The sequence below is a fragment of the Hydrogenophaga sp. NFH-34 genome, from assembly GCF_021401345.1.
In the GTDB taxonomy this organism is placed as follows: Bacteria; Pseudomonadota; Gammaproteobacteria; order Burkholderiales; family Burkholderiaceae_C; genus Hydrogenophaga; species Hydrogenophaga electricum.
In genome coordinates this window covers 1-26,591 of sequence record NZ_JACBGE010000008.1, presented here as the reverse complement: position 1 = coordinate 26,591, position 26,591 = coordinate 1, and the positions used below count along the sequence as shown (strand labels likewise).

25 protein-coding genes and 2 pseudogenes are annotated in these 26,591 nt (G+C 68.4%); 11 read left to right on the top strand and 16 right to left on the bottom strand.

Going from position 1 to position 26,591, the window contains the following annotated elements:
- Window positions 1–7 precede the first annotated feature (7 nt).
- A complete protein-coding gene (locus L0977_RS09150) occupies window positions 8–409 on the bottom strand; it encodes a transcriptional regulator (RefSeq protein WP_234264555.1) in 402 nt (133 codons plus the stop codon).
- Window positions 410–502: 93 nt separating this feature from the next.
- On the opposite strand from L0977_RS09150, the gene L0977_RS09145 reads away from it, so the two are divergent.
- Window positions 503–1,261, top strand: a complete 759-nt coding sequence (locus L0977_RS09145; protein ID WP_234264554.1) for a hypothetical protein — start codon at window positions 503–505, stop codon at window positions 1,259–1,261.
- Between the two features lie 421 nt (window positions 1,262–1,682).
- Window positions 1,683–1,901: a hypothetical protein gene (locus L0977_RS09140; protein ID WP_234264553.1), complete on the top strand. Its 219-nt coding sequence runs from the start codon at window positions 1,683–1,685 to the stop codon at window positions 1,899–1,901.
- Window positions 1,902–2,052: 151 nt separating this feature from the next.
- On the opposite strand, the gene L0977_RS09135 is transcribed toward L0977_RS09140, so the two are convergent.
- Together L0977_RS09135 and L0977_RS09130 are read right to left on the bottom strand one after the other, a co-directional pair.
- Window positions 2,053–2,484 carry a hypothetical protein gene (locus L0977_RS09135; RefSeq protein ID WP_234264552.1) on the bottom strand — a complete coding sequence of 144 codons (432 nt, stop codon included), beginning with the start codon at window positions 2,482–2,484 and terminating at the stop codon, window positions 2,053–2,055.
- A 197-nt stretch (window positions 2,485–2,681) separates the two neighbouring features.
- Window positions 2,682–3,449 carry a hypothetical protein gene (locus L0977_RS09130; RefSeq protein ID WP_234264551.1) on the bottom strand — a complete coding sequence of 256 codons (768 nt, stop codon included), beginning with the start codon at window positions 3,447–3,449 and terminating at the stop codon, window positions 2,682–2,684.
- A 130-nt stretch (window positions 3,450–3,579) separates the two neighbouring features.
- Here L0977_RS09130 and L0977_RS09125 point away from each other — a divergent pair.
- Window positions 3,580–3,876, top strand: a pseudogene (locus L0977_RS09125) (IS110 family transposase); the annotation flags it as partial.
- Between the two features lie 185 nt (window positions 3,877–4,061).
- Here the strand turns inward: L0977_RS09125 and L0977_RS09120 are convergent.
- The gene (locus L0977_RS09120) at window positions 4,062–5,120 is read right to left on the bottom strand and encodes an RNA methyltransferase (RefSeq protein ID WP_234264550.1); all 1,059 of its coding nucleotides are present in this window, start codon (window positions 5,118–5,120) and stop codon (window positions 4,062–4,064) included.
- A gap of 101 nt (window positions 5,121–5,221) precedes the next feature.
- Between L0977_RS09120 and L0977_RS09115 the strand changes: the two genes are divergently transcribed.
- Both L0977_RS09115 and L0977_RS09110 read left to right on the top strand, forming a co-directional pair.
- Window positions 5,222–6,088, top strand: coding sequence for a pirin family protein (locus tag L0977_RS09115; protein WP_234264549.1), 867 nt, complete (start codon window positions 5,222–5,224; stop codon window positions 6,086–6,088).
- 62 nt (window positions 6,089–6,150) lie between these two features.
- Window positions 6,151–6,774, top strand: coding sequence for a cyclic nucleotide-binding domain-containing protein (locus L0977_RS09110; RefSeq protein ID WP_234264548.1), 624 nt, complete (start codon window positions 6,151–6,153; stop codon window positions 6,772–6,774).
- Between the two features lie 480 nt (window positions 6,775–7,254).
- Here the strand turns inward: L0977_RS09110 and L0977_RS09105 are convergent, their stop codons facing one another.
- The 4 genes from L0977_RS09105 to L0977_RS09090 all read right to left on the bottom strand — a co-directional run bounded on the left by L0977_RS09105 (window position 7,255) and on the right by L0977_RS09090 (window position 12,276).
- The gene (locus L0977_RS09105) at window positions 7,255–8,205 is read right to left on the bottom strand and encodes a TerC family protein (protein ID WP_234264547.1); all 951 of its coding nucleotides are present in this window, start codon (window positions 8,203–8,205) and stop codon (window positions 7,255–7,257) included.
- A 289-nt stretch (window positions 8,206–8,494) separates the two neighbouring features.
- Window positions 8,495–9,595, bottom strand: a complete 1,101-nt coding sequence (locus L0977_RS09100) for a pectate lyase (RefSeq protein WP_234264709.1) — start codon at window positions 9,593–9,595, stop codon at window positions 8,495–8,497.
- A 227-nt stretch (window positions 9,596–9,822) separates the two neighbouring features.
- On the bottom strand, window positions 9,823–11,220 hold the full coding sequence (locus tag L0977_RS09095; RefSeq protein WP_234264546.1) for a glycosyltransferase family 39 protein: 1,398 nt from the start codon (window positions 11,218–11,220) through the stop codon (window positions 9,823–9,825).
- Window positions 11,221–11,241: 21 nt separating this feature from the next.
- Complete coding sequence (locus L0977_RS09090; protein WP_234264545.1) at window positions 11,242–12,276, bottom strand: homocysteine S-methyltransferase family protein; 1,035 nt, start codon at window positions 12,274–12,276, stop codon at window positions 11,242–11,244.
- Between the two features lie 112 nt (window positions 12,277–12,388).
- Between L0977_RS09090 and L0977_RS09085 the strand changes: the two genes are divergently transcribed.
- From L0977_RS09085 to L0977_RS09070, 4 genes are all read left to right on the top strand, one after another.
- Window positions 12,389–12,808: a rhodanese-like domain-containing protein gene (locus L0977_RS09085; RefSeq protein ID WP_234264544.1), complete on the top strand. Its 420-nt coding sequence runs from the start codon at window positions 12,389–12,391 to the stop codon at window positions 12,806–12,808.
- On the top strand, window positions 12,793–14,784 hold the full coding sequence (locus L0977_RS09080; RefSeq protein ID WP_234264543.1) for a RecQ family ATP-dependent DNA helicase: 1,992 nt from the start codon (window positions 12,793–12,795) through the stop codon (window positions 14,782–14,784). The genes L0977_RS09085 and L0977_RS09080 overlap by 16 nt, the downstream gene beginning before the upstream one ends.
- Window positions 14,785–15,074: 290 nt before the next feature.
- Window positions 15,075–15,425: a hypothetical protein gene (locus L0977_RS09075; protein WP_234264542.1), complete on the top strand. Its 351-nt coding sequence runs from the start codon at window positions 15,075–15,077 to the stop codon at window positions 15,423–15,425.
- Window positions 15,426–15,517: 92 nt separating this feature from the next.
- Window positions 15,518–16,252: a glutamine amidotransferase gene (locus tag L0977_RS09070; protein ID WP_234264541.1), complete on the top strand. Its 735-nt coding sequence runs from the start codon at window positions 15,518–15,520 to the stop codon at window positions 16,250–16,252.
- 33 nt (window positions 16,253–16,285) lie between these two features.
- On the opposite strand, the gene L0977_RS09065 is transcribed toward L0977_RS09070, so the two are convergent.
- Window positions 16,286–17,209: a LysR family transcriptional regulator gene (locus tag L0977_RS09065; protein WP_234264540.1), complete on the bottom strand. Its 924-nt coding sequence runs from the start codon at window positions 17,207–17,209 to the stop codon at window positions 16,286–16,288.
- A 120-nt stretch (window positions 17,210–17,329) separates the two neighbouring features.
- Here L0977_RS09065 and L0977_RS09060 point away from each other — a divergent pair, with 120 nt between their 5' ends.
- Both L0977_RS09060 and L0977_RS09055 read left to right on the top strand, forming a co-directional pair.
- Window positions 17,330–18,082, top strand: coding sequence for an SDR family NAD(P)-dependent oxidoreductase (locus L0977_RS09060; protein ID WP_234264539.1), 753 nt, complete (start codon window positions 17,330–17,332; stop codon window positions 18,080–18,082).
- 42 nt (window positions 18,083–18,124) lie between these two features.
- The gene (locus tag L0977_RS09055; protein ID WP_234264538.1) at window positions 18,125–19,189 is read left to right on the top strand and encodes a Gfo/Idh/MocA family protein; all 1,065 of its coding nucleotides are present in this window, start codon (window positions 18,125–18,127) and stop codon (window positions 19,187–19,189) included.
- 20 nt (window positions 19,190–19,209) lie between these two features.
- Here L0977_RS09055 and L0977_RS09050 read toward each other — a convergent pair whose 3' ends face one another.
- The 7 genes and pseudogenes from L0977_RS09050 to L0977_RS09020 all read right to left on the bottom strand — a co-directional run.
- Complete coding sequence (locus tag L0977_RS09050) at window positions 19,210–19,992, bottom strand: SDR family NAD(P)-dependent oxidoreductase (protein WP_234264537.1); 783 nt, start codon at window positions 19,990–19,992, stop codon at window positions 19,210–19,212.
- Window positions 19,989–21,725 (bottom strand): FAD-dependent oxidoreductase, encoded by a 1,737-nt coding sequence (locus tag L0977_RS09045; RefSeq protein ID WP_234264536.1) that lies wholly within the window; start codon window positions 21,723–21,725, stop codon window positions 19,989–19,991. Before L0977_RS09045 ends, L0977_RS09050 begins: the two co-directional genes overlap by 4 nt.
- Before the next feature lie 22 nt (window positions 21,726–21,747).
- Complete coding sequence (locus L0977_RS09040) at window positions 21,748–23,166, bottom strand: FAD-dependent oxidoreductase (RefSeq protein WP_234264535.1); 1,419 nt, start codon at window positions 23,164–23,166, stop codon at window positions 21,748–21,750.
- A 22-nt stretch (window positions 23,167–23,188) separates the two neighbouring features.
- Entirely contained in the window at window positions 23,189–23,419 is a 231-nt protein-coding gene (locus L0977_RS09035; RefSeq protein WP_234264534.1) for a hypothetical protein, read from the bottom strand.
- 43 nt (window positions 23,420–23,462) lie between these two features.
- On the bottom strand, window positions 23,463–24,974 hold the full coding sequence (locus L0977_RS09030) for an FAD-dependent oxidoreductase (protein WP_234264533.1): 1,512 nt from the start codon (window positions 24,972–24,974) through the stop codon (window positions 23,463–23,465).
- Window positions 24,975–25,039: 65 nt separating this feature from the next.
- On the bottom strand, window positions 25,040–26,230 hold the full coding sequence (locus L0977_RS09025; RefSeq protein ID WP_234264532.1) for an ABC transporter substrate-binding protein: 1,191 nt from the start codon (window positions 26,228–26,230) through the stop codon (window positions 25,040–25,042).
- A gap of 171 nt (window positions 26,231–26,401) precedes the next feature.
- A pseudogene (locus L0977_RS09020) lies at window positions 26,402–26,591 on the bottom strand (ABC transporter ATP-binding protein); the annotation flags it as partial.

Sequence of the window (26,591 nt, the reverse complement as noted above, 5' to 3'; positions counted from 1 at the left end):
GGCGATTTTAGCGGTTGTCGCTCTCGTGCGCCTTGGCAAACGTGAGGATCACCTCGCGCACGATCTTGCGCTGCGGCGCGGGCAGCGAGAGGAAGGCCTCGAAGGTTTCGCGCTCCACGTAACCCGCCCCGTCCTCCCAGCGCTGGCGGCGCTCCTGCACCGACTGCCGCACCGCCACGCCAAAGCGCAGCACCTCGGGTTCGACACCGAGCCAGTCGGCCAGCACCTGCAGCTTGTCCTGCGACGGAATCGCCTCGCCGCGCAGCCAGCGGCGCACGCCCTGGAGCGTGACCGAACGCCCCCAGTAGCGCGTATTGAACTCACGCTCCAGCACCACCGGGCGCACGGGATAGCCCGCCTGCACCATCGCGTCGCGCAACCGCTGGGCAAATTCCGCTTTTTCGTTCATGAACAGAAACGTAGTAAGGCGTGCCATCAAATAGACACTTTCGGTTGGTTTTTGGATAAACTTTCTGTTCACAAAACCAGGGAAGAACAAGCCATGAACCGCTCACTGTTGCACCACCTGCCCGATATCGCGGCCTTTGCTCACCGGCACGCCCGGGACCTCATGACCCAGCTGGAGGACGCCCACACAGAGGCGGCCGATTGGCCCAACAGCGCGCGCGTGCACCTGCTGCGCGGCGACACGCTCAGCGCCATGCTGGGCTTGCTCGGCGGCCGGGGATCACAAGCCCCGCTGCGCGCGGGCATACCCCTGGTTTGGTTGGCGCAGACACTACCACCGGCGGTGGAATCGGCAGCGTCACCGCTGGGCTTCGTCCTGCACCGCGCCAGGGCATTGGCCGAACTGACGGTGAACCTGTTCGTGGCCCGTGAACTGCTGGCACAGCAGGGTGCTTTGGTCATCCCCATCGACACCGATCCAGAGCAATGCATCGCCCGCTTGATGAACACCGTCTTCGGTCATGTGCGCTCGCTGACGCACCCCCGAAGCCGGGAGCATGTCTACATCACCGGGCCGGGTGCCGCCGAGATAGATATCCGGCACACCAGCCCCAACTTGTGGAACGACCTGGCGCACACCTTCACCCGCCCTCGCCAACCGGTGCTGGTGGCGCCGGCTGACCCCGACTGGGCGGCCTGTGCGGCCGGACTGGACCGCCGCTGGATTTTGGTCCAGCCCGACGCGATGGACTTCGCGCTGCTGCGCGAGTACCTGATCGCCCACCGGGTTGAGCAAGATGGCACCCGGTGGTGCGTGCACGAGACGGCACGGTGCTGGACCGTGCCGTCGTGAAGCGGACCGCTCGGCGGCCACCGCGCTGGCGAGCAAATTGCTTGTCGGGGGCATGTCCCTTTTGCCCCAAACTCTGACGGATGCCGCCCGACACCGGTGACTTGGCCGCGCCGACCGCCTGGCACGCCCAGGAGCTGCTGCTCATGCGCGAGGTGATGAAGCTGTTGGGCCATCCGCGAACTGGGCAACGTGATCGAACGCCTGGCGCGGCACCTGCCCGAGCAGCCGCCCCCCACACCCCGGCACCCATGGCCGCGCCGCCCAGAGCCTGGGGCTGACGCTACGACAGTTGGTACCGATTGGGGAAGAAGGCGGGGTTGCGGTGAGAAGCGGACGTGGCGGCTTGGCTTGAAATGAACGCTGGCACACCCGATCTGTGACAGCATCCGTTTCATTCCCAGAGACTTGAGCGAAGTGACCCATGAAAACCATCGACGAAATGCTTCACCTGGCCTTGCTGACCCCGGACGAGCACCGACAGATCAGTCACTGGATCGCGCAGGCCACGTCACCCGACGAGATTCTGAAAATGCCGCCCCTGCTGTGGCGGGCCGTCGAACGCGCCAGCGAGGTCATGGGCATCGACAACGACCTGACGCGCCCGCCGGCGCTGGATGCGGGCGATCTGGTTTGCCTGTAGGCAGCGCACCGGAGAAGTTACTTGCCAGTTCACAGGCCAAGACGGCGATGTGGGCATGTCGACCAACGGTCAGGAGCGGACGCTCAACGTCCGCCGTAACCGGACTGCGTAAGGCGGCGGAGCCGGCTGTAGCAGGTCCGGTTGACAGTTGTTAGACAGCAATATGCACCTCTTGAACGCCCGACGCCAAGACCCAGCCGCTGAGACCGTACGAACTGGAAAGGTCAAAGCACTTGACTTGCTTTTCAGAGAGGTAGGCCAGGGAATCCTTCAGTTCAAGTTCTAAAGAGCGAGGCGGGTGCGGCTTAGCACGCCAGAACGACGGCCAGCCCCACTTGCATTGGACTTCGAACTTTTCGCTCCATTCCGTCAAAAACTCCCCCAGCGATTCCTCGGAGAACGCGTAAACGATGTTTGCGCCGAGATCGTGCTCAAGGTAGTAGCACTCGACTCCCGTGAACTTCAACTGTGCCCTGCGAACGTCCGTCTCTGACTCGTATGGCCACTCAAGATCGAACGCGAGTTCTTGAAGCTTTCCGGCGACCGCAAAGCCTGTGATATGGAAGTCATGCCAAGAGCGCATCTGTTGCTTGCTGTCTTACGTCTGAATTCACAGGCCAGCGCGGCTTTTCGTGCAGGTCCGGTGGAATGATGGGTTGGGCGGCACATCATTTCAGCTCGAAGTCCCGACCAAAGAATTTTGTCTTGAACAGCCGGAACTGAACCTTTGATGGATCTAGCTCGGAATGCTGTTCGTAACCCCAGCTAAGTAGTTAGGCGTCACCGTGGCGTTGCACGAAAGTACTTGTGAATATGTAGATGAATATTCATCGGAAATCTACTAGATAAGCCTGAGCCGTCAGGCATTGGATCGCTGGGGTACAGAAGCCACTGTTTGTCGCGTGATGCCCTCACGATGGTGTTGCTCAAAAGTAGCGGATTTCTGCCTTCCTGCTTGATTGCACTGAGCATGCGCACGACGTTAACTAAGATCGCTCGATGCTCCGATTTGTCTCCCGCGGCAAGCTGCGCAGACGCCCGATTCATTATAGCGACAGGAATGAGGCTCATGTCACCCGTCTCAGCCTGACGCAGGCGGGAACGGTGCAACTGATCGTCTATGAGTTCATTCAGATTTTTCGCGTCAGCCTCAAACCCCAATTCAAAGACTCCAGCTGAGGATTCTTCCGGCAAATCGACTTGGAGCATCCAGACGAAATGGGTAGCATCTTCGAATGAGCATAGATTGAAATTCTCCGCCTTCCGGCGTCCAGTTGTGAATTTCAATGCCGTCGACTCGCACTCGGAGAATGAGAGCATAGGACTGCGATAAGCAAGGGCCTTTTCAGATCCGTTTTGTTCATATCCCACATGTGCAAGAACAAGATCGATCAAGTCTTTGCCATCCAAAAGGGCGCAGCTTCCGCCGTCAGAAAACTTGGCCATGAGGCCATTAGAGACAAAGTATTCAGCGAACGTGCGTCCTCTGTCGCCTGCTTTGCCGGAACCTGAATTACTCGGCACCGAGTCGCCGCGATAGAGTTTCATATGACGCCTAACGAATGAAAGGGGCATCCCCGTCCCGGGTAATCCGCGCATTTTTGGGATACGGCATCAAAGCGCCACGATGGGAAGTGCGAACTCTCATCAACTCACGCGTTTGTTGGAAGGGGAAATCATGAGCATTGTCACCATCGGAATTGATCTTGCCAAGAACATCTTTGCCGTTCACAGCATGGACGAAGCAGGCAAGCCCGCGCTGGTTCGCCCGAACGTTGCACGCGGCAAGCTGCTCGAACTCATCGCCTCGCTGCCGCCCTGCCTGATCGGCATGGAGGCCTGCTCCGGCGCCCACCATTGGGTGCGCGAGTTTGCTCGGTTCGGTCACACCGTGTGCCTGATGGCGCCCAAGTTCGTCGTCCCCTACCGCCTCTCGGGCAAGCGCGGCAAGAATGATGCCGCCGACGCAGCCGCCGGCAAGGCCAACCCGGCGCGGCGCGGCACCAACAAGGTCCACACCGTGATGGAAGGCCTGTACCGCTCGCTCAGCTTCGTGGGCGACAAGCACGCCGCGGTGGTCGCCCAGCCCTTGCACCAGCCCCCTGTCAGCGGCGCGAGACAGCGCTTGGCGCAGCGACCAAGCCCCTGCCAGGGCCGCCGTCAGGTCGTGAGTGAAACAGTGAGCGGGATGGTCCGCCGAGGCGGTTGTACGGGCCGCTCCGCCCGCGCGCGCAACTGCCCACAGCCGCCGTCCACGTCCTGCCCGGCCGACATGCGCAGCTTGGTCAGGATGCGCTGGCGGTGCAGGCGGCGCGCCATATCGGCCGCCTTCTCCCAGCTCGGGCGCCGGAAGGGCATGCCTTCGGTGGTGTTGTAGGGGATCAGGTTGAGGATGGCGTACTTGCCGGTGAGCAGGCGCACGATGCCTTCGATCTCGTCGTCGCTGTCGTTGATGCCGTCCAGCAGCGTCCACTGGTATTGGATCGGGTAGCCGGTGGCGCGGGCGTAGGCCTCGCCGGCGTCGACCAGTTCTTCGGGCGTGAGGCGCGGTGCACGCGGCAGCAGGCGCTCGCGCAGATCCGCCCGGGTGGTGTGCAGCGACAGCGCCAGCGCCGGCTTGACCACGCCGCGCGGCAGCTCTGCGAACACGCGCGGGTCGCCCACGGTGGAGAACACCAGGTTCTTGTGGCCGATGTTGCCCACCGTGCCCAGCAGCTCGATGGCCTCCATCACGTTGTCGAGGTTGTGCGCGGGTTCGCCCATGCCCATGAACACCACCTTCTTGACCTCGCGCCGGGTGCGCGCCAGGGCCACCTGGGCCACGATCTCGGCACTGCCGAGCTGGCGGATCAGCCCGGTGGTGCCGGTCATGCAGAAGGTGCAGCCCACGGCGCAGCCCACCTGTGTGGACACGCACAGCCCCGGCGTGCGGTCGGGCAGCAGCAGCACGCTTTCCACCAGTTGCCCGTCGCCCAGCCGCACCAGCAGGCGCTCCGACCCGTCGTCGCCCGGGTGGGCCGATTCCAGCTGCGCCAGCCCGGCCAGGTCGGCCTCGATGGCCGGCAGCGCGGCGCGCAGCGTGGCCGGCAGAAAGTGCTCGATGGCCCGCTTGCCCGCCGTCTGCGGCAAAGCCTGGCTCCAGAGGCGGAGCACGCGGTGTTCGTGTTGGGGCAGGGCGCCGAGCGCCCGCAGGCGCTCGCGCAGGGACTGGATGCGCATGGCGCCATTGTCCCAGCAAGCCGTCGGACATGGCGGCCCGGGTGGCCAGCCCCCGCCCGGCGGCCGACAATGGACCCACAACCACCACAAGGAGACCCTCGATGCTGGACATGGTGATCGACGCGCGCGAAGGCGACCTGGGGCACGGTCTGAAAGTGCGGCGCCTGCTGCCCTACGCCAGGCGCCGCCACCTGGGCCCCTTCGTCTTTCTGGACCACGCCGGGCCCGTGACACTGGCGCCGGAACACACCCGTTCGGCCGACGTGCGGCCGCACCCGCACATCGGCCTGGCGACCGTGAGCTACCTGCTCAGCGGCCAGATCACGCACCGCGACAGCCTGGGCGTGCGCCAGGAGATCCGCCCCGGCGACGTGAACTGGATGACCGCCGGCCGGGGCATCTCGCATTCGGAACGGTTCACCCACCCGGACTCCTTCGCCGGCGGCGGGCTGGAGCTGATCCAGATGTGGGTCGCCCTGCCCGAAGCCGACGAAGAGTGCGAGCCCGCCTTCACCCACTACCCCAAGGCCGACCTGCCGGAGTGGACCGACCACGGCGTCTGGCGGCGCCTGGTGGCGGGCACCGCCTACGGCAAGACCAGCCCGGTGCGCACGCATTCGCCCATGTTCTACCTGCACGCCGAATGCCCGGAAGGCGCCACCCTGCCCTTGCCGGGCGGTTACAGCGAACAGGGCGTCTACGTGGCCCGCGGCACCGTCGAGCACGACGGCCAGGTGTATACGCCCGGCCAGTTGCTGGTGTTCGACGGCGCGCAGGACAGCCTAACCGCACGCGCCAACAGCACGCTGATGGTGTTCGGCGGCGAGCCGCTGGGCGAGCGCCACATCTTCTGGAACTTCGTGTCGTCGCGCCGCGAACGCATCGAGCAGGCGAAGGCCGACTGGGCCGCAGGGCGCATGCCGCTGCCCCCCGACGACCACGACGAGTGGATTCCGCTGCCGGGCTGAGGCGCCGGCCGTTTTTTTGGCGCCACAATGGCCGGATCACGGCCACACGCTCCCCCACGCCCATGTCCCTGTTCGAGAAACTGCTCGGACCGCGCCGCACGCGGCAGGCCCCGGAAACCCTGGCGCCTGCCCGGCGTCAGGCCGCGGTCGAAGCCTCCGCCAGCGCGCACGAAGCGGCCCACCTGCTGCGCGCGCCCACCGCGCTGATGCAGCTGGACGAAGCCGAAGCCCTCACCGTGGTCGGCTTCATGAAACCGCGCCGCTTCCCGGCGGGCACCGCCATCATTCGCCAGGGCGAGGCCAGCGACACCGGTTTCATGGTGCTGGTGCTCGAAGGCGAGATCACGGTCGAGGCACAGCGCATCAGTCGGCGCGACCCAGTCACCCTGAACGTGCTGGGCCCTGGCAGCCTGATCGGCGAGATGGCCCTGGTCGACGGCGAGGCCCGGTCGGCCACCTGCCTGGCCAGCACCGACGTGCACTGCGCCGTGCTCACGCGCGACGCGCTCGAAACCCTGACCACCGAACAACCGGCCACTGCGGCCAAGCTCATGACCGCGGTGGCCCAGCGCCTGGCCGAACGCCTGCGTGAAAACAGCCAGAAACTGCAGGTCTACGCCAAGCTGGTGCAAACGCTGCAGCAGGAAGTGGACCGGCTCATGCCGACGCCGGACCGGCGTTTGTGAACCAAAGCCCCCACGCTCCGCCGCTGACGCGGGTCGCTGCCCCATAAACACCGTCATGCCCGCGCAGGCGGGCATCCAGTGCCCATGTGCGTCCGCACTCTGGATTCCCGCTTTCGCGGGAATGACGGGGCGGGTGGTGCGCATCGGGTCGGGCCATCGTGCGCACGAACCGGACCCCTGCAGACATCCCCGAAGCCAGCCCTCCCGTCATGCCCGCGCAGGCGGGCATCCAGTGCCCGTGTGCGTCCACGCTCTGGATTCCCGCGTTCGCGGGAATGACGGGGCGGGTGGTGCGCATCGGGTCGGGCCATCGTGCGCACGAACCGGACCCCTGCAGACATCCCCGAGGCCAGCCCTCCCGTCATGCCCGCGCAGGCGGGCATCCAGTGCCCATGTGCTTCCACGCTCTGGATTCCCGCTTTCGCGGGAATGACGGGGTGGGTGGCGCGCATCGGGTTGGCCATCGTGCGCGCGGCGGGCTCAGGTGTTCGGCGCGGTCTTGGCGCTCCAGATCATGGTGATCGCCAGGATGCCGAGCACCACGCCCAGCGACACCGCCACCGGGATCTTGAACACGTCGATCAGCATCATCTTGGTGCCGATGAAGACCAGGATCACCGCCAGGCCGTAGTTGAGCAGGTGGAAGCGGCTGGCCGCAGCCTGCAGCAGGAAGAACATGGCGCGCAGGCCCAGGATGGCGAACACGTTGCTGGTCAGCACGATGAACGGGTCTTTGGTGATGGCGAAGATGGCCGGGATCGAGTCGACCGCGAAGATCACGTCGGTCAGGCCCACCATGGCGATTACCATCAGCAGCGGCGTGGCGATTTTCTTGCCGTTTTCGACGGTGAAGAATTTTTCGCCGTCGTAGCGCTCGCTGATGGGCATCACGCGGCGCAGCAGCTTGAGTGCGGGGTTGTCGTCCAGGCTTTCTTCCTGGCCCGCGGCCCACCACATCTTGATGCCGGTGAGGATCAGGAAACCGCCGAAGAGGTAGAGGATCCAGTGGAACTGCGACAGCAGCCAGCCGCCCACCAGGATCATGATGGTGCGCAGCACGATGGCGCCCAGGATGCCGAACATCAGCACCCGTTTCTGGAACGCCGGCGGTACCGCGAAGTAGGTGAAGATCAGCAGGAAGACGAAGATGTTGTCGACCGCCAGGCTCTTCTCGATCAGGTAGCCGGTCAGGAACTCCAGCGATTTTTCGTTGGCCACGGCGGTCGAGCCCGTCATGTCCTTGATCGCCCACCACAGCAGGCCGTTGAAGACGAAGCTCACGGCCACCCAGGCGAGCGACCAGTTCAGCGCCTCCTTGACGCTGACCTCGTGGGCGCCCTGCTTTTTCAGCACGACGAAGTCGACAAAGAGCGCGGCGAGCACGAAGGCGACGAAGACGCCCCAGAGCCACAGGGGTGCGATGGTTTCCATGAACGGACCTTGCAAGGATGGTGTTGAACAAACACCCTCCAAGGTCTGGCCGGAACCGGACGGGCGTCCGGCCCGGGACATCCGGCGACCGCTCACAGCGACCGCGTACTGACGGATGCCCCGCCCGCCGAGGCCGGGCTGTGCGTCCGGCGGCGGGCTGGTTACTCCCCTTGATGGGAAGCCCGGATTCTGCCGCCGATCCGAAACCGCACAAGCGGAAGGACCTTCTGTCTAAACCTGAAGGTGGCAAACCCAGCCACCAGGGGAATACGCTGGGTGCCCGGTGCCCCTACTCGCGCAGCAGGGCTTCCAGGGTCAGCGGTGGCACCGCTCCGCCCCCTGCGGCCCACAGCGCCTGGGCACGCTGGCAGTTGCGGACGAAATCCGCAGCCCAGATCAGGCCCTGCTCGCCCTGCAGGGGCAGAAGGCCGGCGTTCCCGCCCAACAGGGCCTCGGCCTGCGCCAGCCCGGCCACTGCCGCGATCCGCGCGACCTGCGACAACTGCCCCCGCGCCGCGTCGAACGCGGCCGGATCGGCCGACAGGTGCGCCTCGGCGAGCGCGATCGCGTGCGCCACCTCCGGGAAAGGCCCCTCCCAGCGATAGCCGCGCTGGCGCTCCAGCGACAGCAGGTCGACGCGCTCGACGAACCGGCCATCGCGGTCCTGGTACAGCGGCCGGCCGTCGCGGTAATCGTGAAACCGCGCCCAGAAACCCGGGCGCAGGGCGGTGTGTGTCAACCACCAGGCGCCGCGCGCGATGGCGTCCCGGACCGCCGGATCGGGCCGCCAGCGGTCCACCTCGATCAGGGTGTGCAGCACATAGGCCGACTCGATGGTGGCCAGCGCCGCCGGCTCGAAACTGCGGCCGGGCGCCGCGCCGCCCTGCGCGTCGTACTGCTGGGCCCAGCCACCACGGCGCGACTGGCCCCGCAGCAAGAACCCGACCCCGCGCTCCAGCGCCTGCCGGTAGCGCTCATGCCCGTACACGCGGTACCCACGCAACAGCGCCCGCAGGTGCGAGGTGCTCAGGTCGTCGTTGATCGTGGCCAGCGGGGAGTACGACTTGCCACGCAGGAAGTCGTAGGGCCAGGCACCCTGCGCGTTCTGCGTCATGACCAGGAAATCCAGTGCCCGGGTGGCGCTGGCGTCGATCCAGCCGGCATCGGCTGCCGAACGCGCCCGCAGGTCCAGCAGGAAGCCGATGGCCTCGGCCGTCATGCCCTCGTCCAGCGTAGGCCGCTGCCGGGACGGCATGGCCGTGTCGAGACACGCCCCGGCCGTCACGGCCTCGGCCGACCAGCCACCCACGCACTGCTGGGTCCGCACCACCGCACGGGCGGCCTCGCGGGCCCATGCCAAGTAGGCCGCATCGCCGGTCAGCGCCGCCATCTGCAGCAGGCAGGCGCCGACGCGCGGTGTCGACCCCGGGGGGCGCATCCAGATCGCGTCTGCCCGCAGCGTCTTGGACAACTGCTCACCATGACGCCGAGCCCCATCGGCCGACACCGCCGCGGCATAACCGCCCTGCACACCCGTGGCGACCAAGCCCTGGGTGAGGTCGCGCCAGCGTGCGCCCAGCACCGCAGGGCCGGGCACCGGCACGTCGGGCTGGCGAATCACGTGGTGTTCGGCCGCCCCCCAGGCAGCCGTCTGCACGTAGTGGTCCACCAGGTAGCGCCGCACCTGCGGATCGACCGGAAATCGGCGGAACGCCACCTGTGGCGGCCGCCAGGTCTGCAGGGCCTGCAGCACGTCGTCGGGCGTGATCGCGCCCACCAGCACACGTTTGTGCGAATACACCGCCAGCGACGGCGGCACCAGCAGCCCGGCCCGGAAAGCGTCCATGGGCGAATCGGTGACCACGTAGCCCCCAGGGGCGCAAAACGCCGCAGCGCCTCGCCCATGGAGACCTTGAGCGCGCCGGCATCGGGGGCCGGCAAGGCCTGCACCAGCCAGACGGCGCCGCCGGCCAGGGCGGCAGGCAGCGCCATCGCCAGCGCTCGTCCGGCGCGGGCGCCGGTCGACCACAACCGCGTCACCAGTGCTGCCAGCGCCACGCCCCCCAGCCAGGCCAGAGGCGGCAGCAACAGCAGCACCTGGTGAAACCACACCGGGGTGTGTCCTACCAAGGCCACCGCCGGTACCCCCAGCCAGAGCAGCACCGGCCCGCCATGTCCGGGCCTGCGCCAGCCCCACCAGAGCAGGCCGGCCAGAGCCGCGATGCCCAGCATCCGCTGCTGCGACAGCACCGTCCAGATGGCTTCGGCACTCAGCCGCCAGTCGTGCGCCCGGCGCAGTTCCTGCGCCACGTGTGGTCGCAACAACTGGTCAAAAAACGCCTCGCCCGCCGATGCGGCCACAAAGGCCAGCCCGGCGGCAGCGGCAACCCCGAAAGCCCCCAGCGCACCCCACTGGCGCCGCAGCCCCTCGGACGCACGGCATTGCCAGAGCAGCAGCAACAGGGCCGGCGCCATCAGGCCGGTAAACAGCTTGGTCTGCAGCGACAGCGCGAACACCCCGCCGGCCAGCGCCGCACCGGTCATCCCCCAGCGCCGGGACGCGAGGTCCATCGCCAGCACCGCCAGCGCGATGGCGGGCAGGCCCACCATGACCGACACCGACAGCTGCACGAACAGCGGTGCCGTCATCAGCAGCAGCAAGGTCGCCAGGGCCGCCGCCCGGCCGTGCAGGCGCTGCACCAGGCTGTAGAGCGCGCCCAGCAGCAGGCAGGCGCTGGTCAGAACCAGACACCGGGCGGCCGTCACGCTCCAGGGAAACAGTTGCTGCACCAGCGCCAGGGCGTGGGTCAGCAGCGGCGGCTGGTCGCTCCAAATATCGGCATACAGGTCGTGCCCGGCCCACACCAGGGCCGCCTTGGCGAGATTGAGCCCCTCGTCCGGGTTGATTTCATACAGCCCGAACCAGGAGAACCCCCACATCGCCCAGGCGGCCCACGCCGCCACCAGCGCAAAGGGCAGCCCAGCCTTCAGCGCGTCAATGCCGCGGCGTGTCATGCGGGCCAGGACCGGCCCGGGTCAGGCGGCTTCCGGGTAGAACACCGTGCGCGGCGTCTGCTTCGACACCGCATCGTGGATGGCGCCGATGTGCTGCGGCGTGGTGCCGCAGCAGCCGCCCACGATGTTCACCAGGCCTTCGGCCGCGAACTCGCGCAGCAGGCGGCTGGTGACGTCCGGCGTCTCGTCGAAGCCAGTGTCGCTCATGGGATTGGGCAGACCGGCGTTGGGGTAGCAGCTGATGAAGGTGTCGCCCGCGACCTTGGCCAGTTCCTGGATGTAGGGGCGCATCAGCGTGGCGCCCAGCGCGCAGTTCAGGCCCACGGCCAGGGGCTGGATGTGGCGCACGCTGGCCCAGAAGGCGGTGACGGTCTGGCCGCTGAGGATGCGGCCGGACGCGTCGGTCACGGTGCCGCTGATGATCACCGGCAGGCGCTCGCCGCTTTGTTCGAAGAACTGGTCGATGGCGAACAGCGCGGCCTTGGCGTTGAGGGTGTCGAAGATGGTCTCGACCAGCAGCACGTCGGCCCCGCCCTCGACCAGGCCTTCGATCTGCTCCAGGTAGGCCGCGCGCAACTGCTCGAACGTGACGTTGCGGGCGCCGGCGTCGTTCACGTCGGGGCTGATGCTGGCGGTCTTGGGCGTCGGGCCCAGGGCGCCGGCCACGAAACGCGGCTTGTCGGGCGTGCTGTATTTGTCGCAGGCGGCACGCGCGATGCGGGCCGAGGCCACGTTCATCTCGTAGGCCAGCCCGGCCATGTCGTAGTCTTCCTGCGCGATGGTGGTGGCGCCGAAGGTGTTGGTCTCGATCAGGTCGGCACCGGCCGCCAGGTAGCCTTCGTGGATGTCGCGGATCACGTCGGGCCGCGTGAGGCTCAGCAGCTCGTTGTTGCCCTTGACGTCCTTGTGGAAGTCCTTGAACCGCTCACCGCGGTACTGCGCCTCGCCCAGCTTGAAGCGCTGGATCATGGTGCCCATGGCGCCGTCGAGAATGGCGATGCGATGGGACAGGATCTGTGGCAGCGCCTGGGCGCGGGTGTAGACGGGGGTGTTCATGATCCCGCGATTGTAGAAAGCTGAGCCCTGCCCTGTGGGTTGTCGGGCCATGGCGGGGCCGGCGTCGCGGCGACCGCTGCCCGCGGTGCCCGCGGTGCCCGACAATAGCGGGATGAGACACCTGACCCCCACGGAAGCCTGGGCCTGGTTGCAGGCCGAGACCGAAAGCCGCACCGCCCTGGGCCAGGAACCGCCGCTGTTCGTCGACGTGCGCATGGAAATCGAGTCGCTCTACGTCGGGCGGCCACCCGGCGTGGAAAACATTCCCTGGTACGAATACCCCGACCTCACGCCCGATGCCACGCGCTTCGCGGCGGCGGTGGAACGCGAAGCGGGCGGCCGGGACCGGCCCATCCTGCTCATCTGCCGCAGCGGCAAACGCACGCTGGACGCGGGCACCGCCCTGGAAAAGGCGGGCTTCACCGCCGTGAACCACGTTGTCCATGGCTTCGAGGGCGATCTGAACGAATCCTTCAAACGCAGCACGCTCAATGGCTGGCGCTTTGAAGGGCTGCCGTGGGAACAGATGTGATCGACATCTCGGCCGAAGGCGAAACCCTCGAAGCCTGCGCCGCGGTTCTGCAGGAGGTGTTCGGTTACGACGCCTTCCGGGGTCCGCAGGCGCAGATCGTCACGCACGTGAGCGAAGGCGGCGACGCGCTGGTGCTGATGCCCACCGGCGGCGGCAAGAGCCTTTGTTACCAGATCCCGGCCATCGTGCGCCAGCGCGCGGGCCAGGGCGTGAGCATCGTGGTGTCGCCCCTGATCGCGCTGATGCACGACCAGGTCGGCGCCCTGCTCGAAGCCGGCGTCGACGCGGCCTTTCTCAACTCCAGCCTCACCGGCGACGAGGCGCAGCAGATCGAACGCCGGCTGCTCAAGGGCGACATCACGATGCTGTACGCCGCGCCCGAGCGGCTGACCACGCCACGCTTCCTGGCCCTGCTCGATTCGCTGCACGAACGTGGCCTGCTGTCGCTGTTCGCCATCGACGAGGCGCATTGCGTGAGCCAGTGGGGGCACGACTTCCGGCCCGAATACCGCGAACTGGTGGTGCTGGCCGAGCGCTACGCGGGCGTGCCCCGCATCGCCCTGACCGCCACCGCCGACGACCTGACGCGCGAGGACATCGTGGCCCACCTGCAGCTGCAGGACGCGCGGCGCTTCGTCAGCAGCTTCGACCGGCCCAACATCCGCTACACCATCGTCGAGCGCCAGGACGGCACGCAGCAGTTGCTGCGCTTCATCCGCGACGAACACACCGACGGCCAGGGCCGCCACGACGCCGGCATCGTCTACTGCCAGTCGCGCAAGCGGGTGGAGGACATCGCCGCGCAGCTCTGCGCCCACGGCCTGACCGCCCTGCCCTACCACGCCGGGCTGGACGCCGCCACGCGCCAGCGCCACCAGGACCGCTTCCTGCGCGAAGAGGGCCTGATCATGGTGGCCACCATCGCCTTCGGCATGGGCATCGACAAACCCGACGTGCGCTTCGTGGCCCACCTGGACATGCCCAAGAACATCGAGGGCTACTACCAGGAGACCGGCCGCGCCGGCCGCGACGGCGAGCCGGCCAACGCCTGGATGGCCTACGGCCTGCAGGACGTGGTCAACCAGCGCCGCATGATCGATGAAAGCCCGGCCGGCGATGAATTCAAGCAGGTGCTGCGCGGCAAGCTGGACGCCCTGCTGGCGCTGACCGAGGCCAGCGATTGCCGGCGCGTGCGCCTGCTCGACTACTTCGGCGAGCAGTACACCGGCCCCGGCGCTGCGTCGGCGCGCGGGTCGCAGCCCCCCGAGGGGGCCATCCCGCCTTCGGGCGGACCGGCAGCGGGGCGGCTGCGCCCGGTCTGCATGAACTGCGACAACTGCCTGAACCCGCCCGCGCTGCACGACGCCACCGAAGCCGCGCGCAAGCTGCTTTCGTGCATCTACCGCGTGCAACAGGCCAGCGGCCACGCCTTCGGCGCCGGCCACATCACCGACATTCTGCGCGGCAAAAGCACCGACAAGGTGACCCAGTACGGGCACGAGAAGCTCAGCACCTTCGGGATCGGCGCCGACCTGTCCGAATCGCAATGGCGCGCCCTGCTGCGCCAGCTCATCGCACGCGAAGCCGTGCAGGTGCAGGAGCCCCCATACAACACCCTGTCGCTGGCCGACGCGGCACGCCCCATCCTCAAGGGCGACACCCAGGTGTGGCTGCGCACCGCGACCGAAAAGGGCAAGCCCTCCCGCGCGCGACGCGCCGCGCCAACGGCCACCGACGGCCTGCCGCTCACGCTGGCGCAGCGCGAATGCCTGGACGCCCTGCGCGCCTGGCGCGCCGAGGTTGCGCGCGAGCACAACCTGCCGGCCTTCGTGATCTTTCACGACAGCACCCTGCGCGCCATTGCCGAACGGCAACCGCAGCGCCTGTCGGACCTGGAAGGGGTCAGCGGCATCGGCGCCAAAAAGCTCGAAGCCTATGGCAGCGAAGTGCTGCGGGTGGTGGCCAGCGCGGGCTGAACCGCGCAGCCACCGGCTGGCAGGGCAGCCGAAAGTTCTCAAGAAAAACGCGACCCGCCCGAAAACGGTACATGCCCCCTTTTCGCCCCCGCCGACATGCCTGAGTGCTTTCGTTTCGGGTACGCTTTCCAGGGTGACAACCATTGACTGACGTTTGAAAAAACCGGCGACCGCCTGTCGGTTTCAGACCGTCTTTTCCCTTTTGCCGACTCAAGGCGCACGCCCGGGCGCCGATCAGACGGGAAAGCCGGAGAAAGCCTCCGTGCCCCTTTTGCCTGACGGAGTTCGGTATGTTTTTCAAACTGCCCTGGTTCAACAAGAAGCCCGCTGCCAGCGATTCGCAGCTCGACACGCAAGTCCTGGAGCTGGATTTCCTCGTGGACGAGTTCCATGACGCGATGGCCGACATCCAGGACCCGCTGCGCACGCGCCTGCACGCCGCCCTGATCTCGGCCCAGACCCCCAAGGACCTGTGGTTCCTGCGCGGCAAGCTGTTCAACCTGATCGCCAAACACCACTGCGAAAACATCGCTCACAACCGCGTCGCCCGGCTCGATCACAAGCTGCGCTTCTTCGTCGAACACCACCCCAACCACGCACCGGAAGAGCTGCCTTCGGGCCCGATGGCCCTGCTGCACTGAGACGCCGGCCCCCGGCTCCTCTGGCCCGTCCTGGTGACGGGCTTTTTTTTGGCCGGCCGAACCGCCCGGGCGCCCGATTCCTAGAATCGGGCATGACCTCGCCCCGCACTGCCCGGCCCCTCCTCATCCTCAAGACCGGCGCCACGCACGCCCACATCCGCGAACGTCTGGGCGACTTCGACGACTGGATCGCGTCCGGTCTGAGCGCCGGCGGTGCCCCCGCCATGGCCCACGACGCCCGCACCGGGGTGCCACCGGCACCCGACACCTTCAGCGGCGTCGTGATCACCGGGTCGCACGCCATGGTCAGCGACCGCGAACCCTGGAGCGAAGCGCTGGTGCCCTGGCTGCAGACGGCCGTGGCGCTGGGTGTGCCCACGCTGGGCATCTGCTACGGCCACCAGTTGCTGGCGCACGCGCTCGGTGGCACCGTGGCGCACCATCCGGACGGGGTGGAGATCGGCACCGTGACCGTCACCCGCACGCCGCAGGCCGTGCACGACCCTTTGCTGGGCGCGCTGCCCACCCGCTTTGCGGCCCAGGCGGTGCACTGGCAGTCGGTGCGCGCGTTGCCAGCGGGCGCCACCTTGCTGGCCAGCAGCGCCCACGAAAACCACCACGCTTTCCGCATCGGCGAACGCGCCTGGGGCGTGCAGTTCCACCCCGAGTTCTCCGATGCGGCGCTGCGCCTGTACCTGGAAGGCCTGCAGCCCACCCTGGCCCGCGAAGGCCTGGATGCGGCCGCCATCGCGGACGCGCTCAAACCCACCCCGGAGGCCGCCTCCGTGCTGCCGCGCTTTGCGCAACTGGCGCTGCAGCCTGCCTGAAGCCGGTCTGGGAAACGGCCCGTAAACGGCCCGTCAGTCCAGGAGACCGTCGCGACCGACCTCGCGGATCGACTCCAGGGCTGCCCGCACCGCGACCCGGTTCACCGAGTCCTCGCGCCAATACATGGAGATGGACCCCAGCACCCCCAGGCTCAGGGGGATGATGGACAACAGGTTCAGGCGCTCCCAGCGGGATGCGGGCCGTCGTGAAGTGACGCCGATCATGTCGCTGTGCAGCAGCAAGGTCACGTTGAGTGTGGCCGAGTTCGATTCCACGTGGTGGACCGGTGGGTAGCGCCCAATCTCTGCCAGCGCTTTGTCGAACGCACGGCGCACCGGTGTGCCTTTGGCCCACAGCGCCCAGGGATAGGCGAGCACGTCGTCCCAGGTGATCTCCGGCAAGCCGAAGATCGGGTGGTCATGACGCGCCACGACATGAATGGGCTCGGCGTACAGCGTTTCCGAGCGCACCTGGGGCAGCAACGAACTGGCCTCGCCCGGTCCGACCACGATGTCCATTTCGCCCGCGTGGAGTGCGTTGATCAGGTTGTCGAGGTTGTTCTCGATCAGCCGCACATGGGCGTTGGGCACCTTGTCCACGATGCGCAGCACCGCCATTGGCACGGTATCCACCGAGGAAACCCCGGCGAACCCGATGGTGACGATGCCGCTGCTGCCTTCGCGCATCAGCCGCATGTCCTCACGGGCGGTGTCCAGATGCGCCTCGACGCGGCGTGCGTGTTCGATGAGCACCTGGCCATAGGTGGTGGGCCGCAATCCGCGGGCGTGGCGCGTGAACAGCGGCAACCCGATGTCGTCTTCCAGTTCCTTGAGCCATTTGGACAGCCCCGGCTGCGTGGTGTGCAGCGCCTCGGCGCTCAGGCTCATGTTGCCGGTCTGCGCCAGGCTCAGCAGCATCTGGAGGTTGCGCAGGCGCAGCCGGTGGGTCCAGTCCATTGACATCGTGAGCGTCTCCACGTATTGCGAAAAGTGTATTGACTATAAGAAGAAGTCATTTCTGCAGATATACCTGATCCGGGACACTGGGCTTTTCAAAAACCAGAGGAGACAGACAGCATGTCGAACGGGCATTCGCTCAGGTTTCAGGACCGCGTGGCACTGGTGACCGGCGGCGCGTCGGGCATCGGCCTGGCCGTGGTGGACCGCCTGGTGCGCGAGGGCGCACGCGTGGCCATCTGGGACATCGATGGCGGCAAACTGGCCCGCTGCCACGCGCGGCACGGCGACCGGGTGCTGGTCCAGACCGTGGACGTGGGCGATGCAGCGGCCATCGAGGCGGCGATGGCCGAGACGGTGGCGCGGTGGCAGCGGCTGGACATCCTGGTCAACGGCGCGGGCATCGTCGGCCCCAACGGCCCGTTCTGGGAAACCGAGGTGGCGCAATGGGAGCGCGTGGTCCGCATCAACCTCACCGGCAGCTTCCTGGTCTCGCGCGCCGCCACCCCGCACCTGCGGCACAACGGCTGGGGCCGCATCGTCAACATCGCGTCCGTGACCGCGAACGAGGGGCCCAGGCACCTGGGGCCCTATGCCGCCACCAAGGCGGGCGTGGTGGGCCTGACCAAGTCGATGGGCAAGGATCTGGCGGGCAGTGGGGTGCTGGTCAATGCCATCACGCCGGCCCTGATCGCCACCGAACTGCTGGAGCAGCTCACGCCCGAGTACATGGCCGCCGCGCTCGCGCGCATCCCCCTGGGCCGCCCTGGCACCCTGGACGAGGCGGCGGCACTGGTCACCTGGCTGTGCTCGGAAGAATGCTCGTTCTCCACCGGCGCCAGCTACGACCTGTCCGGTGGCCGCGGCGTCTGAGCCGACCCGCCGCCCCCCGCCCATCCGCAACCGACCTCTGCCATGAACACACCTTCCCCGGCTTCCGCCGCCCGCCTGCCCGTGCTCGTGATGGGCTGCGGCGCCATCGGCCGCATGCACATCGAACGCATCGTTCGCCACCCCGACGTGACCCTGGCCGGCATCGCCGACCCGGCCGACGCCAGCCGCGCCCTGGCGTCGGAACTGGGGGTTCCCTGGTCCGCCGACCCCCTTGAGCTGCTGGACCGCGGCCACGCCCGTGCGGTCATCGTCGCCACGCCCAACCACACCCACACCGACCTGGGCGTGGCCTGCATCGAACGTGGCCTGCCGGTGCTGGTCGAAAAGCCGGTGGCCGACACGGTGGCCGACGCAGCCCGGCTGTGCGAGGCCGCCGAAGCGGCCGGCGTGCCGCTGATGGTCGGCCACCAACGCCGCCACAACCCCATCCTGCGCCAGGCGCGCGCGCTGATCGCGCAAGGCGCACTGGGGCAACCGGTCAGCGCCACGGCCATGGCCACCTGGCTCAAGCCCGACAGCTACTTCGAGGCCGCCTGGCGACGCACCCTGGGCGGTGGACCGGTGCTGATCAACATGATCCACGACATCGACCTGTTGCGCTTTCTGCTAGGCGAGGTGGTGTCGGTCCAGGCGCAGACGTCGAACCGGGTCCGCGGCTTCGAGGTCGAGGACACGGCCACCGCCATGCTGCGCTTCGAGAACGGCGCCCTGGCCACCCTCGTGGTCAGCGACGCCGCCGTGGCGCCCTGGAACTGGGATCTGGCCGCTGGCGAGGCCGACCACTACGCCCAGCAGGACGTGGATTCGATCTTCCTGACCGGCACCGAAGGGTCGCTCACGGTGCCGCGGCTGCAGCTGTTTCGCTACCAGGGCGCCCGCGGCTGGCACGAGCCGCTGAGCCAGGCGCGCACGCCGCTGCACCGCCTGGACCCCTACGCCGAACAGTTGCGCCATCTGCGCGCGGTGGCCGAAGGCCGCGAGAAGCCGGTGTGCAGCGGACGCGATGGACTTCGCACCCTGCAGACCACCCTGGCTGTGCACGAGGCCGCGCGCACTGGCGCGGCCGTGACACTGAGCCCGGCCTGAACGTGCGCCCGGCAACGGGCTCACATGCGCGCCAACATGCCGCCATCGATGGCCAGCAACTGACCATTGACGAAGCTGCCACCCGGCGAAGTCAGAAACAGCACCGCCGGCGCGATGTCCTCGGGCACCGCCCAGCGCGCGCAGGGCACCGCCTCCTGCAGGAAGTGCTCAAAGCCCTCGCGCTGCTGCAGGCCGACGGTGAAGTCGGTGCGCACAAAGCCCGGGGCGACCGCGTTGGCCGTCACGCCATAGGGGCCGTACTCGACGGCGATCGCACGCGCCAGCGCAGCCAGCGAGGCCTTGGCGGTGGAATACGCAGCGATCAGCGGCATGGTGGCCACGGCCGAGACCGAAGACATCATCACCACGCGGCCGAAGCCCCGGCTGCACATACCGGGCAGGAAGGCCTGGGTGCAGTGCAACGCGCCGTGCACGTGAACGTCCATCAGGGCCTGCCATTCCTCCATCCGCATCTCCAGCAGCGGCTTGCGGTTCTGCACGCCCGCGTTGCTGACCAGGATGTCGACCGACCAGCCGTCGGCATCCAGCTGGTGCTGGGCAGCCATCACCGCCGCGCGGTCGGACACGTCGAAGGCGGCGGCGCGGGCCTCTGCTCCTGCCTGGCGCAACAGCCCGACCGTTTCCTCGCAGTCCTCGGGACGGCGGTCGTTGACCACCACGCGCGCGCCGGCATGCCCAAGCGCCAGGGCCACGGCGCGCCCGATGCCGCGCCCGGCGCCCGTCAGCAGGGCGGTGCGCCGGGACAGGCCGAACGTGCGCTGCAGGTAGGGGGTGTCGCTCATGGCTGGCCTCCGTTTCCGGTCGCAGCATCCACGGGCCGGCCGGCGGCATGCATGGCCACCCGGTAGCCGAAGGTCAGGGCCGGCCCGAGCGTGGTGCCGGGCCCGGGGTAGGTGCCCATCATGATCGAGGCCATGTCGTTGCCGGCCGCGTACAGCCCGGCGATGGGCGTCCCGTCAGTGGCCAGCACCTGGCCGTCGGCGTTGGTCTGCAGGCCCGTGGAGGTCGCGATCTCGGCTGGCCAGACCGCCAGGGCCACGAACGGCCCTTGCTCGATCGGCCGCAGGCAGGGGTTGGGCTGTTGGGTGGGATCGCCGTTGAAACGGTTGAGCTCGGTGTCGCCCTTGCCGAAGTCCAGGTCACGGCCCTGCCGCGCCATGTCGTTGTAGCGCGCGACCGTGGCCTGCAGGGCCTCGACCGGCACCTGGATGCGCTCGGCCAGGCGCGCCAGCGTGGGCGCCGTCACCAGGTAACCCGCCCGTTCGGCCGGCCCCAGGTCGGTGGTTCCGGGATACACGTGACCCAGGCCGTAGCGCCGGACGAACCCGGCCTCGCAGATCAGGTGGGCGGGCATCGTGGGCACCTCGCGATGGGAGGCGTACATGCCCTCGACGAAGTCGTGGTACGAGTGGGCTTCGTTGACGAAGCGCCGGCCCGCGCTGTTGACCGCGATCAGCCCGGGCTTGGCGCGGTCCAGCGAGAGGTGGGGAAACACGCCCCGGCTGCCGTCGGCCCGGCGCGTCACCGATACCGGGGTCCAGAACGCGCCGGGGCCCTGGGTGTCGGGCGCCACCGTGCCCCCTTCGGCCAGGCCCAGCTCGATGCCGTCGCCGGTGTTGCTGGTGCAGGCCACGCTCAGCTCGGGCGTGGGACGCGGCATGAAGCGCGCCCGCAGTCCCGCGTTGTGCCCGTAGCCGCCGGTGGCGATCACGACGCCGCGCGTGGCGCGCACCCGCAGCGTTTGTCCGTCACCCGTTCGCAGCACCGCACCCGCCACGGCGCCGCCGCGCCGCACCAGCGACTGCACCGTCGTCTCGAACAGCACCGGAACGTTCTGCTGCCGCAGGCTGTAGAACAGGCGGGCCGCCAGCGCGTTGCCCATCACCACCCGCGTGCCGCGCGAGTAGCGCAGGCGGTCGGTCAGGTAGCGCAGGAACAGCCGCCCGGCGTAGACGAAGTTGCCCACCGATTGGAAGCGGTTGATCAGCCGGGGGATGTCGTCCTTGCCAGCCATCATCCCGCCCAGCACCAGGAACTCGGGAATCGGCGGGCGGATGCGCTCGAAATCGCGGCCGAGCCGGCGGCCATCGAACATTTCCGGTGCCAGCGCCCGCCCCGAGACCGCCGCACCCGGCATGTCGCGGTAGTCGGGGTGCTTGCCGCTGGGCACGAAGCGCACCTCGCTGCGCTGGCGCAGGTAATCGATCGCCTGCGGCCCGGTGCGCAGGTAGGCGGCACGGATGCCGGTGTGGTCGGGCGCGCCGATCAGCGCGTCCATGTAGGCCGCCGCTGCGGCCTCGGTGTCGCCGTAGCCCGCGTCGCGGCTCTGGCGGTTGCCGGGAATCCAGACCGTGCCGGCCGAGGTGGACATGGTGCCGCCGACTTGATCGGTTTTTTCCACCAGCAGGGGCCGCAGCCCTTCCAGTGCCGCGACCAGCGCCGTGGCCATGCCCGCCGCGCCACCGCCGATGACCAACAGGTCGGTCTCGCGGTCCCAGTGTTCTTGCTCGCTCATCTCGTTTCCTCCTGATGCGCCCTCACGCCGCGGCGCGCAGCGTGGCGGCCAGGTGCTCGCCGGCCAGCATGCCGAAGACGCTCGACTTGGACAGCCCGCCCGAATAGCCGGCCGCTTCGCCCCCGCCTTCCAGGCCGCCGGTGCAGGCGCCCGCGGCATAGAGGCCGTCGATCGGCTGGCCGCCCTGGCCGAGCACGCGCGCCTGGCCGTCGGTGGCGATGCCGCCCATGGTGTAGGTGATGCCCGCGCAGACCTCGACCGCGTGGAACGGCCCCTGGCGCACCGGCCAGGCCCGGTAGGCGGTGGTGGTGCGGGGCGGCTGGCCCTCGGCCGGGCCGCCGTCGGCCAGCGCGTTGTAGCGGGCGACGGTGTCGGCCAGGGTGGCCGGCGGCAGGCCCAGTTGCCCGGCCAGGGCATCGAGCGTCGGCGCCGTGACCAGGCTGCCGCCCGCGCTCAGCAGGTAGGGGTTGGCGGGCAGCAGCCAGTCGCGGCCCGGCCCGTTCCAGGTCGCGTCGTCGAACACGATCACCGCCGACAGGGGGTCGTCCAGTTGCGCGATGGCGTTGGTGACGTACACACCGCCCAGGCCCTCGTCGCAGAAGCGCCGGCCGCTGGCGTCGAGCACCAGGCCCGCCGTGGCCAGCGAGTCGAGCACCGGGTAGGGCCAGAGCGCGCCATCGGTCATGGCGCGGCGGTGCTGCACGTGGCCGTAGAAACGGTCGGTGCCGACCAGGCGGGCGCCCACGGCCTCGGCCATGCGCAGGCCATCGCCCTGGCCGGTTTGCGCGTTGCGCTGCAACAGCCGCTCGGGGTGCGCGCAGACGTGGTGGCGCAACAGCGCCAGGTTGCCCTGGAAGCCGCCGTCGGCGATCACCACGGCCTGCGCCCGCAGCGTGCGCGGGGCGCCGTCGGCCAGCACCTCGATGCCGGCGCAGCGCCCGTCTTCCATGACCAGTTGCCGGGCCTGCACGCCGCGCTGCAAGCGGCCACCCAGGCGTTGCAGGCTCTCGGCCAGGGTGCGCAGCATCACGTCGCCGGCGCGGCCCTTCCAGTTCAGGCCGGTCTGGCGCACGCCCGGCGGCGACAGCGCGTTCTGGCGCAGGCCGTCGGGGCCGGCCTTGATGAAGCGCACACCCAGGCTCGCGAGCCAGCGCAGCGTGCGCCGGGCGTTGTCGGTCAGCGCGGTGGCCAGCACCGGGTCGGTGGTGCCGCGCGTGGTGCGTTCCAGATTGGCGCGCACCCAGTCGGGCTCACCGGCCATGTCGTCCATGGCGATGTGAAACAGCCCGCCGGTGTAGCGGCTGTTGCACAGGTAGGCCTCGTCCGTGCTTTTTTCCAGCACCAGCACTTTGAGGCCGGCCTGCGCAGCGCGGTTCGCGGCGGACAGCCCGGCCAGGCCGGCGCCGACCACCAGCACGTCGGCATCGTTCGATGGGGTCATCGTGTGTTCCTCGCCGTCGTGTTCAGTACTTGGGCAGCAGGGTGTCGGCGATGATGCGCAGCACCTCGACGTAGCTCAGCAGCAGGCCGAGCAGCACCCCGGCCGCTGCGGTGCCGGCCAGGGCGAGCCAGAGCTGGCCGGTGGCCAGGCCACCGGCCCAGGCCGCGATCAGCACCAGCAGCGACAGGGCCAGGGCGACGCCCTTGCCGCGGGCCACCAGGAACTGGACGACGGGGTAAGTGGGGGTATTCATGCAAAAGAGTCCTTGGTTTGGCGGAAAGGTGGGCGCCCGTTGCTCAGGCCTGCCGCGCGCGCTCCGCCGCAAAGCGGCCGGCGCGCCGGCCCGAGGTCATGGCCCAGCCGATGTGGTGGCCGTGGCCGGCAAGGATGGTCCCGCCCTGCCCGGCCGAGCCGGCCGCATACAGCCCGGGCATGACCCGGCCATCGGTTTGCGTCACCTCGTGGCGCACCGTCACGGCGAGCCCGCCTTCGGTGAACACGATCCAGCTCAGCACTGGCCCCAGGGCGTAGAAGGGGCCGCGGCGCAGGCCGGGGCGGGTGTCGCCGGGCGGGAGCTGGTCGTTGAAGTCACGCACCTGGCGCTCCAGCACCTGCGCCGGCACGCCCAGGCGATCGGCCAGCCCGGCCAGCGTGGGCGCCTCGTGGTACAGGTCGGGCCGCGTGGCCTTGTAGTCGCGCAGGTAGGCATAGGCCACGCCCGGCGCGGTCGAGACGAAGTTGGGCCAATCCTCGAAGGCCTTGGCCAGCGCGTCGTCGAACACCAGGAAAGCCTCCTTGCCGGGTTGGTGGGGCACCTGCAGCTCGGGGCGCGACAGCTCGTCGGCGAAGCGCTCACCGCGCCGGTTCACCAGGATCGCGCCGGCACGCAGCATCGACGGTTCGGGCGCGAGCGAGGCGGTCATGAAGCGGGTGACGAAGGGGCGGAACATCCACAGCGGCAGGTTCATCAGCGCGAACTGCATCGGCCGCGTCACCCAGCGCGAGGGCGGCAGGCGGCGCAGCAGCGTCTCGACCGGCGGCGCCTTGAAGCGCAGGCTCGGCCCCCACATGACTTCGGGGTTCTTGATGAAGCCGCCGACGCGCTGGGCGAGCTGGTGACCGTCGCCGGTGCTGGCCGGATTGATCGCGTCCACGTGCGCGGCGTGCGGCACGTGCTCGCGCTTGAAGTCGGCGCTGGCGCTGAAGTCGCCGCTGGCGATGATCACGCCGCCCCGGGCCTGCAGCGTCACCGGGCCGCGGCCGTCGTGGGCCTCGACCCCGGTGATGCGGTCGCCGTCGCGCAGCAGCCGGTCCACACGGGCGTTCAGCCGGATGTCCACACCCTGGCGGCGGCATTCCTTCTCCAGGTAGTAGGCGTAGGCGCGCGAATTGGGCAGCACGTTGTGCATGCGCGGTTTCTGGTGCGGTGGCTCGGGCATGGGGCCGTAGAAGCACAGCCCGATGCCGATCAGCCACTCCAGCGTCTCGGGCACGTGGTCCACGAGCACGCGCCGCAGTTCCAGGTTTTCCTTGGCCGCGAGTTCCGGCGACAGGAACAGCGACATGTCGTTGAAATGCTCGTCGGGCGTGTCGGCAATGCCCTTGGCTTTCTGGAAGCGGGTGCCGGTGGCGGTGATCGAGCCAACCGACAGGCGGGTGGTGCCACCCAGGTGCGGGTTCTTTTCCAGCAGGATGACGCGCGCACCGTTCTCGGCGGCCGAGATCGCCGCCGCCATGCCGGAGCCACCGCCGCCGATGACGACCACGTCGAACGTCTCCGTCCGCCGCACTGCCTGATTGTTTGCCATATGCCTTCTCATGAAAGGGGGTGCACAAGCGCCAGCCACCGGAGGGTGGCTGGCCGGTGTTCAGGTCAGAGACGGCACGCCGGTGAAGCGGCGGGTGCGTTGGACGGCTCGAACACCTCTTCCACCACCGGTCGCATCTGGCCGCCCACGTTCTTCACGCGGGCGATGAAGTTGGGCACGAGCAGTTGGTTGTCGGCCGCACGCACCGTGAGCTTGCCCAGGACGGTGTCGACCTGGGCGCCCCGCAGCGCCGCCATCACCTCGGCCGGCTTGGGGCTCTTGGCCAGCTTCACGCCTTCCAGCATCACCGCGGCCCCCAGGTAGCCCAGGCCCTCGGTCTCGGTCGGCGGGCGGTTGAACTTCGCGCGCCAGGCGGCGACAAAGGCCTTGTTGCGCGGGTAGTCGAAGTCAGGCCCATAACCGAGCGTGCCGACCATGTTTTCCTGGAAGTTGCTGGTGCCGCGCACCATGAAGTCCGACAGCATGGCGTGGCCCAGCACGTGGGTCTGGGGCATCAGGCCGAACTCGCCGGCCTGCTTCATGAAGGCAATGCCGTCCCGGGCGGGGATCGCCGCCCAGATGGTGTCGACCTTGGCCGCCTTGAGTTGGGCGATGTAAGGCGAGTAGTCCTTGGTGCCGAGCGGCACAAACAGGTTCAGCACCACCTTCTTGCCCTTGCCTTCGACCGCCTTCTTGAAGGACGAAGCGGAATCGTGGCCCCAGGCATAGTCCGAGGCGATCACCGCAAAGTTGTCGCCCTTGAGATTGGCCGCCCATTTGTTGATCATGGCGATGTCGATGGCATCGGACTGCACCGTCCGGATGGCGCGGGCCTTGCAGGTGTCGCCGGTGATCTTGTCGCTCTTGCTGATGGTGGCGAAGTAGGCCGCGTCCCAGCGGTCCAGGCTCTGCATGATCGCCAGCGAGACCGCCGAACCGATCGAGCCGATCAGCAGGTTGTGGCCTTCGCGGGCCAGCTTCTCGGCGGCCCGACGGCCGGCGTCGGGCGTGCCCTCGTCGTCGCCTTCAGCGACCTCGATGCGGCGACCATCGACGCCACCTGCCGCGTTGGCCTCGTCGATCGCGAACTTGATACCGCGCGCAACCTCTTCGCCCATCTCCGCCCAGACGCCCGTCTTGGAGGTGACGAGGCCCACCTTGACGGGCTCCTTGCCTTGCGCCCACGCGCCCATGGGCAGACAGGCGGCGACAGCAGCGCCCGCGATCAGGCGTGCCAGAGTTCTTCGAGCAAACATGGATGTCTCCTTGTAGGAATGAGAGAGAAAGCCGGAAGCGGTCCGGCAGCCGTTGAACAAAGGGGAGGGACAAAGGCTGAAGGTTGGGTTGCCGCGGGAGCGCTGGTCCGTGCGTCGCTGCCTCGCGACCGAGCACCCATCTGCGCTGGGCAACACCAGCCGCCGCCGGCCTCAGACCATCACGTGGCGCTCCAGCTCCTCAAGCCCCTGGCGCGAATGCACCACCGGCCCCTGCGCCACCACCGAGCCCTTGGCCATGGCCAGGTAGCGCTGCGCCACCCGCACCACCAAAGACATGTTCTGCTCGATCAGCAGCAGCGCCGTGCCCTGCCCGGCCACCCGGTTGAATATCTCGGCCAAC

Coding starts and splice junctions, on each gene's coding strand:
- L0977_RS09110 (WP_234264548.1), top strand. CDS start 6,151: ATGTCCCTGTTCGAGAAACTGCTCGGACCGCGCCGCACGCGGCAGGCC.
- L0977_RS09070 (WP_234264541.1), top strand. CDS start 15,518: ATGACCTCGCCCCGCACTGCCCGGCCCCTCCTCATCCTCAAGACCGGC.
- L0977_RS09145 (WP_234264554.1), top strand. CDS start 503: ATGAACCGCTCACTGTTGCACCACCTGCCCGATATCGCGGCCTTTGCT.
- L0977_RS09055 (WP_234264538.1), top strand. CDS start 18,125: ATGAACACACCTTCCCCGGCTTCCGCCGCCCGCCTGCCCGTGCTCGTG.
- L0977_RS09085 (WP_234264544.1), top strand. CDS start 12,389: ATGAGACACCTGACCCCCACGGAAGCCTGGGCCTGGTTGCAGGCCGAG.
- L0977_RS09075 (WP_234264542.1), top strand. CDS start 15,075: ATGTTTTTCAAACTGCCCTGGTTCAACAAGAAGCCCGCTGCCAGCGAT.
- L0977_RS09140 (WP_234264553.1), top strand. CDS start 1,683: ATGAAAACCATCGACGAAATGCTTCACCTGGCCTTGCTGACCCCGGAC.
- L0977_RS09060 (WP_234264539.1), top strand. CDS start 17,330: ATGTCGAACGGGCATTCGCTCAGGTTTCAGGACCGCGTGGCACTGGTG.
- L0977_RS09040 (WP_234264535.1), bottom strand. CDS start 23,166: ATGACCCCATCGAACGATGCCGACGTGCTGGTGGTCGGCGCCGGCCTG.
- L0977_RS09115 (WP_234264549.1), top strand. CDS start 5,222: ATGCTGGACATGGTGATCGACGCGCGCGAAGGCGACCTGGGGCACGGT.
- L0977_RS09050 (WP_234264537.1), bottom strand. CDS start 19,992: ATGAGCGACACCCCCTACCTGCAGCGCACGTTCGGCCTGTCCCGGCGC.
- L0977_RS09090 (WP_234264545.1), bottom strand. CDS start 12,276: ATGAACACCCCCGTCTACACCCGCGCCCAGGCGCTGCCACAGATCCTG.
- L0977_RS09105 (WP_234264547.1), bottom strand. CDS start 8,205: ATGGAAACCATCGCACCCCTGTGGCTCTGGGGCGTCTTCGTCGCCTTC.
- L0977_RS09135 (WP_234264552.1), bottom strand. CDS start 2,484: ATGCGCTCTTGGCATGACTTCCATATCACAGGCTTTGCGGTCGCCGGA.
- L0977_RS09030 (WP_234264533.1), bottom strand. CDS start 24,974: ATGGCAAACAATCAGGCAGTGCGGCGGACGGAGACGTTCGACGTGGTC.
- L0977_RS09130 (WP_234264551.1), bottom strand. CDS start 3,449: ATGAAACTCTATCGCGGCGACTCGGTGCCGAGTAATTCAGGTTCCGGC.
- L0977_RS09100 (WP_234264709.1), bottom strand. CDS start 9,595: ATGGCGGCGCTGACCGGCGATGCGGCCTACTTGGCATGGGCCCGCGAG.
- L0977_RS09150 (WP_234264555.1), bottom strand. CDS start 409: ATGAACGAAAAAGCGGAATTTGCCCAGCGGTTGCGCGACGCGATGGTG.
- L0977_RS09045 (WP_234264536.1), bottom strand. CDS start 21,725: ATGAGCGAGCAAGAACACTGGGACCGCGAGACCGACCTGTTGGTCATC.
- L0977_RS09095 (WP_234264546.1), bottom strand. CDS start 11,220: ATGACACGCCGCGGCATTGACGCGCTGAAGGCTGGGCTGCCCTTTGCG.
- L0977_RS09120 (WP_234264550.1), bottom strand. CDS start 5,120: ATGCGCATCCAGTCCCTGCGCGAGCGCCTGCGGGCGCTCGGCGCCCTG.
- L0977_RS09065 (WP_234264540.1), bottom strand. CDS start 17,209: ATGGACTGGACCCACCGGCTGCGCCTGCGCAACCTCCAGATGCTGCTG.
- L0977_RS09035 (WP_234264534.1), bottom strand. CDS start 23,419: ATGAATACCCCCACTTACCCCGTCGTCCAGTTCCTGGTGGCCCGCGGC.
- L0977_RS09025 (WP_234264532.1), bottom strand. CDS start 26,230: ATGTTTGCTCGAAGAACTCTGGCACGCCTGATCGCGGGCGCTGCTGTC.